9 protein-coding genes are annotated in these 6305 nt (G+C 23.6%); 7 read left to right on the top strand and 2 right to left on the bottom strand.

Translation table 11 applies throughout. From position 1 onward, the window contains the following. The coding region (locus tag Q5F54_RS09575; protein WP_302334319.1) for a hypothetical protein at positions 1-736 on the top strand (736 nt) is incomplete at its 5' end. A gap of 280 nt (positions 737-1016) precedes the next feature. Here the strand turns inward: Q5F54_RS09575 and Q5F54_RS09570 are convergent. After that, positions 1017-1292 (bottom strand): hypothetical protein, encoded by a 276-nt coding sequence (locus Q5F54_RS09570; protein WP_302334318.1) that lies wholly within the window; start codon positions 1290-1292, stop codon positions 1017-1019. Positions 1293-1338: 46 nt separating this feature from the next. Here Q5F54_RS09570 and Q5F54_RS09565 point away from each other — a divergent pair, with 46 nt between their 5' ends. The 6 genes from Q5F54_RS09565 (at position 1339) to Q5F54_RS09540 (ending at position 5669) form a co-directional block, all read left to right on the top strand. Next, on the top strand, positions 1339-1932 hold the full coding sequence (locus Q5F54_RS09565; protein WP_302334317.1) for a hypothetical protein: 594 nt from the start codon (positions 1339-1341) through the stop codon (positions 1930-1932). An 18-nt stretch (positions 1933-1950) separates the two neighbouring features. Further along, positions 1951-2928: an MFS transporter gene (locus tag Q5F54_RS09560; RefSeq protein ID WP_302334316.1), complete on the top strand. Its 978-nt coding sequence runs from the start codon at positions 1951-1953 to the stop codon at positions 2926-2928. A gap of 326 nt (positions 2929-3254) precedes the next feature. Next, a complete protein-coding gene (locus Q5F54_RS09555) occupies positions 3255-3629 on the top strand; it encodes a GntR family transcriptional regulator (protein WP_071120454.1) in 375 nt (124 codons plus the stop codon). A gap of 1 nt (position 3630) precedes the next feature. Next, entirely contained in the window at positions 3631-4470 is an 840-nt protein-coding gene (locus tag Q5F54_RS09550) for an ABC transporter ATP-binding protein (RefSeq protein WP_302334315.1), read from the top strand. After that, positions 4463-5107, top strand: coding sequence for an ABC-2 transporter permease (locus tag Q5F54_RS09545; protein ID WP_302334314.1), 645 nt, complete (start codon positions 4463-4465; stop codon positions 5105-5107). The genes Q5F54_RS09550 and Q5F54_RS09545 overlap by 8 nt, the downstream gene beginning before the upstream one ends. A 10-nt stretch (positions 5108-5117) precedes the next feature. Further along, the gene (locus tag Q5F54_RS09540; RefSeq protein ID WP_302334313.1) at positions 5118-5669 is read left to right on the top strand and encodes a hypothetical protein; all 552 of its coding nucleotides are present in this window, start codon (positions 5118-5120) and stop codon (positions 5667-5669) included. 119 nt (positions 5670-5788) lie between these two features. Here Q5F54_RS09540 and Q5F54_RS09535 read toward each other — a convergent pair whose 3' ends face one another. Further along, the gene (locus Q5F54_RS09535) at positions 5789-5989 is read right to left on the bottom strand and encodes a nucleic acid-binding protein (protein ID WP_288526632.1); all 201 of its coding nucleotides are present in this window, start codon (positions 5987-5989) and stop codon (positions 5789-5791) included. Positions 5990-6305: the final 316 nt, after the last annotated feature.

The following is a 6305-nucleotide window of genomic DNA, read 5'->3' as shown; positions in this document are numbered from 1 at the left end:
AAAAACATTATATGATTATAAAGATATAATAAAAAAGCTACCTATAAAAGATAAATATACAAAAGAAGAATTATTAATAGAAGACTTTCTTATTGAGAAAGAAAATAATATAGAGATATATTATGCTCCACATAATGAATATTTTAATCAAAAGGCAAAAATATTTATTGTAGGTATAACTCCTGGATTTCAACAAATGAGTACAGCTATATCAACAGCTAGAAAAGAGTTAGAATTTACAGATGATATTAATGAGGTTCAATATAGATGTAAAGTTGCAGCTAGATTTAGTGGTAGCTTAAGAAAGAATATAATTAATATGCTAAATGATATAAAGTTAAATGAAGCACTACATATAGAAAGTGTAAGTGAAATATTTGAAGAGAAGGACTATTTACTACATACAGTATCTCTTATTCCATACCCTGTGTTTGTAAAAAAAGAAAACTATACGGGGCATACACCAAAGCTAATTAAAAGTGAATTTTTAATGAAATATATATATGAAAATTTTGTAGATGAATTTAAGAAAATAGAGAACTATAAAGAAGTATTACTAATACCATTAGGCAGAGCAGTGGAGGAAGTATTATTAAAATTAAAAGATGATGGAATTATAGGTGAAAATCAAATTTTAATTGGATTTCCTCATCCATCAGGAGCTAATGTTAATAGAGTTAAGCAACTTGAAGAAAATAAAGAAAATATGATAAGCTTTATTAAAAATAAATTTTAATACAAAGGGCTATGACTATAAATAATATATGGTTATAGCTCTTTGTATTTTTATATGAGAATTCTTAATATAAAAATACACATATCCTAGTAGAAATAAAAATATTCACAAAACAAAAAAACTTATAAAAGTATATATAATTTAAATTTTAAGCATAATCTAATTATTAAAGTTTAAATTATATAAGGAGAAATTAAATTGAAAAAATATACTAATGAAGAATTAACAGAAAATATAATAAATATGTTAAAAGAGAAAACAAAAAAAGATTATAAAAAAATCATATAAAAAGAGAAGCACATTCTAAGTGTTTAGGTTTATTAAAAGCACAATTTATAGTAAATGAAAACTTACCAAAAGAGTATAAAATAGGAGTATTTAAAAGCCCTAAAACATATAATGCATTTATACGAATATCAAATTCTAATCCAAAAACTAAAGGAGATAATTCAAAAGACATTAGAGGATTTGCTATAAAGTTACTAGGTATAGATGGAGAAAAATGTGAGTCTAACGAAAGTGGTACGCAAGATTTTTTACTTATAAATACTAACATAATGCCCATTGGAACATTAAAGTTATTTCATGATGCAATTTATTATATGACAAAATCAAATCCATTAATATTTGGAGGAGAACTATTAATTCAAGGAAAGTTAGTAAAGATATTAAATTTAATAAAAAATATGAAGCATGAAACAAGTCCTCTTGATGTAAGATACTTTAGTACTGCACCATATATGTTTGGAGATAAGATTGTAAAATATATATTAATTCCAACATCCACATATAAAAGTAAACTTCCTAAAAATTTAACTGCTACTTATTTAAGTGAAAATATGCAAAATCATCTGAAAAAACATGAGGCAACATTTGATTTTCTGATACGAATTCAAACAAATGAAAATGAAATGCCTACAAATGATGCATCTATAACATGGGATATAAAAAAATCAAAAATAGTAAAAGTAGCAACGCTAAAAATTCCTATTCAAATATTTGCAACAAAGGAAAGATATAAATTAGCAGAAAACTTATCATTTTCTCCAGGGCATAGTTTAATAGAACATAGGCCTATTGGAGATATAAATGAAGCTAGGGTTAAGATATATGAAGAGATGTCTAAGTTTAGACACAGTGGAAATTCAGAAGCATTATATGAACCTACTAATAAAGATTTTTATCATATTAAATAATAGATATGGTAAAGAACTATGAACAATGTTTATTTAGCATATCTATCTAGAATTATGGTTGGTATTGGTACATCTGTAATACTGCTTGCTATGTTTAAGGTTCAAGGAAATTGGTTTAAAAAGGAAGAGTTTCCATCTATAACAGCTAAGTTTGCATTTATAGGGAATTTGGGAACAGTATTTGCAACATTTCCATTAGTATATTTAAATGATTATATAGGGTGGAGAAACTCATTTATACTAATTGGTGTAGTAGGTATAGCAATAGGAATAAGTATATATTTAATAGTTAGGAATACTCCTAAGGATTATGGATTTAATGTGGATTTAAAAGTAGAACAAGCAGAAAAAATTAGATTACAAGATGGACTAAAGTCAGTTTTTACTAATAAATCAACATGGTATAACTCACTTATATTATTTTCTTTAGTTGGGATATCTACTGCATTTACAAGTTTATGGGGTGTTACTTATATAACTGATGTATATAACGTAAGTAAAAGTGTATCAGCTTTTATAATATCATTTTTTACATATGGATTTGTAGTGGGCTCTATGTTTATGAATTTTTTGTTTAACAAGATAAAATGCAGTAAATTTAATATATTAAAAATAGGAGCATTTATAAATATATTAATATGGGGATATATAATTATATTATGTAAAGTAAAACCGCCTATAATAATACTACCTATAGCATTTTTTATAATTGGATGTATAAATATGGGGCATTTGCAAGCTTTTAATGATGTTAAATATAAAAATGAAGAAAAGTATTCTGGATTATCTACTAGTATAGTAAATACATCAGAATTTATAGGTAGCGGGCTTATAAATTTAATAATAGCATTTATTATACAAAGTAGTACAGATATTGTTTTAGGATATAGATTAGGATTTAGTATATTTATAATTATGAATATAATAACGGTTATAGCATCAGATATAGGAATTAAAAATGATACTACAAAAGAAGATATTAACTATTGTAGCTAACTTTATTTGTCAATTACTATATAAAATATAAATAGAAAAACTAATACATATACTATTATTAATAAAAAGATTGAATTGATTTTAAAATTCTCTCTTGATTTAATATTTAAAGTTAAAAATATGAAATCAATATAAGGATATCCTAGTCTTTTATTTATATTTAGCTAATTGCATATTTAAATTTAGAATTTGTTTTATACAATAAATAGGACTACTAATAGTTATATTTATAAAGTGTTTTGTTAACTTACTTTAAATTATATATTTACAAAACTGTACTAACTGTATATACTGTTATTATACAGTTGATACAGAAAGGGGTCAAAATGAATATAATAATATCTAATTCATCAGAGTTACCAATATATCTACAGATAGTAAATCAAATAAAAGAAGCTATACTATCAAATAATTTAAAGGAAAATGAACAATTACCATCAATAAGAGCATTAGCAAAAGATTTAAATATAAGTTTTATAACAACTAAAAGAGCTTATGAAGAATTAGAAAAGCAAAATCTTATAAATACAGTACCTGGAAAGGGGTGCTATGTATCATCTTTTAATAAAGAGCTAGTATATGAAGCTAAATTAAGAGAGATTGAAGATAAATTAGAAGAATCTATAAACTTATCAAAAATAATAGGTTTACAAAAAAGTGAATTAATATCAATATTAGAAAGCTTATATGAGGGGGATTAATATGCTTAGATTAGAAAATGTAAGTAAAAGATTTGATGGATTTTACTTAGATAACATATCATTTGAACTAAAAGAAGGATTTATAATGGGACTTATTGGACCTAATGGATCAGGTAAAACTACACTTATAAAAATTATAATGAATCTATTAAATCAAGATGAAGGCAATATATACTTTATGGGAGAAAATGTAAAAAATAATCCTATGAGATTTAAAGAAAATATAGGTTTTGTATATGATAATTTATATTTTTATGAAAATTTAAATGTATCTGATTTTGAAAAGATAGTAGCATCATTTTATAAGAATTTTGATAATAAAAAGTTTAAAGAGTATCTAGATAAATTTCAAATATCTAAAAAGACGAAAATAAAGAATCTATCAAAAGGTCAAAGTATAAAGTTGATGCTTGCAAAAGCACTTTCTCATTCGGCAAAGCTTTTAATACTAGATGAGCCAACATCAGGAATTGATCCTATATTTAGAAAGGATATGATAAAGCTTATTCAAGAAGAATTAGAAAGTGGAGATAAGTCAGCTATATTTTCAACACATATAACACAAGACTTAGAACATATGGCAGATTATATAACTTTTATAAATAAAGGAAAGCTTGTATTTAGTGAAAGTAAAGATTTTATAGATGAAAATTACAAAATCATAAGAGGTAGTAAAGAAATGCTTGATAACACTAACATAGATTTTATAAAAAGAAAAGATGAACGATACTTTAGTGAAGGAATATTTATAGAATCAGGATATAAAAATAGTGATAATATATCTAAAGCAACACTAGAGGAGATACTTTACTACATGGGAGGGGAGACTATAAATGATTAATTTACTAAAAAAAGATATAAGGTCATGCTTCAAGACTGATTTTAAAATGATAATAAAATTACTTGTAGGAATAGTTGTATTTTCAACTATACTTATGCCATTTGCAACTGTAGCAATACCATTGTTTTTAAGTTATATATTTATAATTAAAAGCTTTCAAATAGATGAGTTAAATAAATGTGATTATTTTTTTAATAGTATGCCTATAGATAAAGAAGATATAGTTTATAGCAAGTACATACTTTCAACAATTATAATTCTAATATCATTAATATTTAGTTATATATACTCTTATGTAATAAAAAGTATATGGTATGTAGATCTACTAACTATAGAATCTATATTAATTATTTTAAATTTATTATTACTATTAGTATCTATAACATTACCTATAATCTTTAAATATGGATATAACAAAAGCTATATAGCTATAAATTTAATTACAGGTATTACCTTAGTTATTGTTATCTTCTATTCAATGCAACCTATAGGTATTATGCGTTCATCAGATGGAGGAGCTAAGCTTTTATATAATAATTTAAAGCTATTTTTAACTACAGGTGTATGCATAGTAATATATTTAGCTTCAATGTATATATCTACTAAAATATACACTAAAAAAGAAATAGCAAACTAGGGGGATTAATATGAATAAAAAGTTTATAAAAATAAGTTTAATAATATGTATACCTATAGTATTATTAATATCTTTTTTCGCTATAACAGTTAAAAGTATAAATGATGAACCTTTTGAAGAACCTGAAAAAGAAATAGCAATAGAATATAACGGTTATAAAGAAAATAAAAATAGATACACAATAAGTATATTAGTTAAAAATAATAGTAAAGATATAGCATCTTTAAATGATATGGAGCTTTCTTTTGATTATAAGTTTGATAATGAAGAAAATGTCGATGAAAATGGTTACTATATACAAAATAATGTTTATATAAAAGGATTTGAAGTAGATCAATTTGATGATAACAAAATATATGGTATAGATTCAGGATGTGAAAAAGAAATAACATTTGAAATACCAAAGGGTATAAAATTTGATGAAGAAATATTTGACATTAAAAGACCTACTATACATTATAATGTGAATTTTTATAAGTTTAGAACAGGAAGCAGAAGTTTAATGTTAGGTAGTGGAGGTATAGGAGGTAGTATAACTCTTAATAGAGAAGCTTTAAACTAGTTTATTTTTATATAAGCTAAGTGTTAATACATATATTAAGAATGGTAAGATTTAAAAAAAACTAAAACAAAAAGGATAATTAAAACTTACATTAATTATCCTTTTTATTTTTGCTAATATTATCTACTTGAAATTTTATCTAATTTTTCAATGTATAATGATACTTCACCACATTTTGGACAAATTGCAACTTTAGGTTTTTCTATTCTCTCTGAAAATATAGTGCTATTTTTAGTAATTTTAATACCATATGAAGCACCATCAACTTTAATATCAAAACCATTAACCATTTCAGAATCACATTGTTTACAAGTTCTCATTTTATACCACCTACCTTATGTAAATATTTAAAATGCGATACTTATTATTAAAAATTATAAAAAAAATTATAAAATAGATATATGTTATTATTTAAAGTATAGTTTCCCAATCAACTTTAGTTATAAGTAAAAAAAGAATAAGTGATAAAAATAATATTTCAGGAGTAATAAACAACTGACTTTGTTCACAATTCATTAGAAATCACCTCAATAATTATTACATTATATTAATAAAAAATTATTTTTATGCAGATTATATATCCAAATATTTGACAAAGTAAAATATGAAATATTACATATCCTAAAATTAAACCTA

Origin of the sequence: uncultured Romboutsia sp. (assembly GCF_958366745.1) — a bacterium.
In the GTDB taxonomy this organism is placed as follows: domain Bacteria; phylum Bacillota; class Clostridia; order Peptostreptococcales; family Peptostreptococcaceae; genus Romboutsia; species Romboutsia timonensis.
Note: the sequence above shows the minus strand (reverse complement) of the source record. Positions and strands in the feature narration are given on the sequence as shown.